Consider the following 3,549-nt stretch of genomic DNA (forward strand, 5'->3'; position numbering starts at 1 on the left):
CTTTTATTAAATATAAAATTAGACTAAATCTAAAAATAAATAAAATAAAAAAATTCTAACAAATTAAAATAAAAAAAAATATAAAAAATTATGCCTCTTTTGATAATTTAATTAAAAATTCATCAAATTTATATGCAAAAGTTTTATTATAAAATTTAATAATAGGTCCAACAAAAACTGCAGCAAAAACTGTACCTTCACGTACAGCATCTAAATGACCAAGTAAATAAAATGCTAAAATAACAGAACTAATAACCATTGAAATATCAAACATAGGTTTTACTTTACTAAATTCTTTATTATAAACCTTCGAAATAACTAAAACAGCACCATCACCAGGAAGCATTGAAGTACGTGATTTAATTTCAACACATAAACCTAATGCTAAAACAAAACCTCCAAGTAAACATATTATCCATTGTTCAATATAATTTACTGGATTAATAAAAGAAATCAACCATAAATTAAAATCAATAGCATAACCAAAAATAAAACAAACAATCATTTCTGAAATTAATTTTACATTAAAATTCTTTAAAATAATAATTTGTAAAAGAACTAAAAGAACATTAAATATTACTGTAAATTCACCAACAGTTAAAGGATATGCTTTTGATAATACATAAGGAATACAAGAAATTGGAGATAAACCTAAACCTCCTTTAATTGATAAAGCAATACCTAAAGACATAGTACTTACACCAATAACAAGCATTGCATATCGAATAAGTAATTCTTTTAATTTCATTTAACCACAATATTATATAACTATATAATATTATATAAAGATAATTTAAGTAAAACTAAGCAATTAAAATTAAAAAATATAAACTAAAATTTAAATAAATCAATAATAAATTAAAAATAATTAAAAATTATTAAAATTTTATAAAAAAATAGCTAAAATAAATAAAAAACCTAAAAATAGTAAAAAATAAAAAGGTTTAAGCAATTACTAAAAAGTAATTAACAATTAAACCTATAGCACATAATAAAACTGTAACTCCCCAATATAATAATATAATTGTTTTTTCAGGTATACCTTTAAAATTTAAAGTATGATGTAATGGTTCTACAGGCATCTCAATAAGATGTGCCCTATGTGCAAGACTTACAATTACAGAGAATATTGGTACTCCTAAAGCTAAAAGTCCAAAGTATGGAATATCACAAAGAAGTACTGCTGTAGCATAACCTGCACCAAGTAAAATAGATCCAGTATCACCCATAAATATACTTGCAGGATATTTATTAAATACTAAAAATCCTAAACAAATACCAGTTAATATTAAAAATGGAGGAACAACAGACATATTTCCATTCATTACACCAAAGATAATACATGAAAATGAAGCAATAGCTAGAATTCCAGCAGCTAAACCATCCATACCATCAATAAGATTAACAGTATTTACTGCACCTAAAATTGCAATAATAACAATTGGTATTGCAAAGATTCCTAAATTAAATCCCCCAAGATGAGTAACAGAACCAGTGAATGCTAAAAGTACACCAATTAAAAGTTGAGCAGCTATTTGTTCACCTTCACCAGTTTCATATTTAATTGGAACATTATCAATAACAGTAAGTTTGTTTTCTTCAACTAAATCATCAACTTGAGCTTTAGCTTTATCAGAAGCAACCCTAGCTTCTTCACCAGATTCAAGATCAAGTAATCCTAAAGATACAACCTCATTACTTGTGTTTTTTACTAATTTTTGAACTTCTGCAACTCTAAGTCCAAGTAAATCATCAACTAAACCCATAATACCTGCTGCAATCATAGTAAAACAAGTAACTAAAATTATATGATTTTTGTAATAAATAGATGTAATTAATAAAACTGCAAATAAAAATGCAATTCCACCCATTGTAGGTGTTCCAGCTTTATACCTATGCTCACTGACAATTGGATTATCAGTAATATTTGCTTTTAACAATAATCTTTTAATATACCATGTAAAGAATATTGTTGAAAAAAGAGTTATACAAAATAAAATTATCATATCAATTGTATTCATATTTACCACAAAAAATTCCTATATATTAATTTATTTTTATTTTTAATAATATTTAAAATTTAATGAAAAAATATTAGAATTAAGTAAATATAATTAAAATAAAATTTTTTTATAAAAAAAATAAGTAATATAATCATAAAATTAGAAACTTTAATAATTAAATAAAGATTTAAATTAATATAATATTTAAAAAAAGAATTAATAAAAAATAGTTAAAAATTAATTATGAATTTCAATATCTTTTCCAGTAATATCTTTAACTTTTTTAATTAATTCATCAACAGAATCTGCTCTAACAGTAACTCTTTGATAACCAACAGGCCCATGTACAATATAATCATTATTATATGTTTTCTCAGGAATTTCACCTTCAAATGTACCAACAGGTACTTCTGCACAATAATGATTTTCTACTTCATTAGCTATTTTATTAACATCAAATTCTCCAGTAACCATATCAACTAATTTATGTAATGGATTTACATTAGTAATTGCAAATGTTAAATATCTAGTACCACTTGGACGAGTATTTGCTTCAATAGAATATAATTTTTTAGCTTTCCTATCAAAAATAAAATCTAAATCCATATTTCCTTCAATTTTAAGAGTTTTAGCTATTTTTAATGCTGTTTGACGAACTTCTTCATTATCTAATCCATCAATATTTGCAGGACCATATCTTACACGAGTAATAGGATGACTACCATTTACTGAAGTATCTCCTTTATATACTGGTACAAAGGTATAATAATTATCTTTCCATCCTACAGTTTCAATAGATATTTCAGCACCTTCAATAAAGTTTTCACATAATCCTTCATCAAATTCTTCAAAATACTTTTTAACCCCTTCAAAATCTTCAACAATAGAAATATCTTTTCCACCTTGACCAGCATTCTGTTTTAAAACAACAGGATAATCAAAACCTTTACTATGAATCATATCTTCAAAATTATCTAAATCTTCTTTTTTAAGATATACTGATTCTGGAGTATTTAAACCAATTGAATTATAAAGCTCTTTAGTTTTAGATTTATTTGCTGCTATTCTTACAGGTTTTACACAGGATGATGCAACTGGAATACCATATTCTTCCTCTATTTTCTCTTTCATAGATGCAACATCAACTAAAGGTGGATCAATACCAATTAAAGGTACAATTCCACTAACATTTTGTTCAATTGCAACATTATATGGGAAAACCATTCCTCTTGGCCCTATAAATACTTCATCTGCAAGGTCTAAATTATCTGCATTTTTATTTGATTCTGTAACAATTGAAGTAATATCCTTATTTCTAATATAAGGTTCTACATCATCAAAAAGTCTTGATCCTATAAATAAAATTTTCATATAATCACAATTTTAGATTTAATTAGTAATATTTTAAATTAATATTTAGTTTTACAAACTAATAAAAGTTTATAAAAATAAGGTTAGTACTTAAAAAACTATTATAAATAAAAATTAAAACAAGATTAAAAATACTAAAATTAATTAAATATTTAAAAAATTAATAAAAAAACTA

General features: G+C 24.1%; 2 protein-coding genes and 1 pseudogene. All 3 read right to left on the reverse strand.

The genetic code is table 11. From position 1 onward, the window contains the following. Nucleotides 1–88: 88 nt before the first annotated feature. Entirely contained in the window at nucleotides 89–748 is a 660-nt protein-coding gene (locus BGI41_RS07180; protein WP_088539947.1) for a YitT family protein, read from the reverse strand. A gap of 196 nt (nucleotides 749–944) precedes the next feature. Next, nucleotides 945–2,037 (reverse strand): annotated as a pseudogene (locus tag BGI41_RS07185) (glycosyltransferase family 4 protein). A gap of 203 nt (nucleotides 2,038–2,240) precedes the next feature. Next, nucleotides 2,241–3,374 carry an ATP-grasp domain-containing protein gene (locus BGI41_RS07190; RefSeq protein ID WP_088539952.1) on the reverse strand — a complete coding sequence of 378 codons (1,134 nt, stop codon included), beginning with the start codon at nucleotides 3,372–3,374 and terminating at the stop codon, nucleotides 2,241–2,243. Between the last annotated feature and the right edge of the window lie 175 nt (nucleotides 3,375–3,549).

The sequence above is a fragment of the Methanobrevibacter sp. 87.7 genome, from assembly GCF_002208625.1.
Lineage (GTDB): Archaea > Methanobacteriota > Methanobacteria > Methanobacteriales > Methanobacteriaceae > Methanarmilla.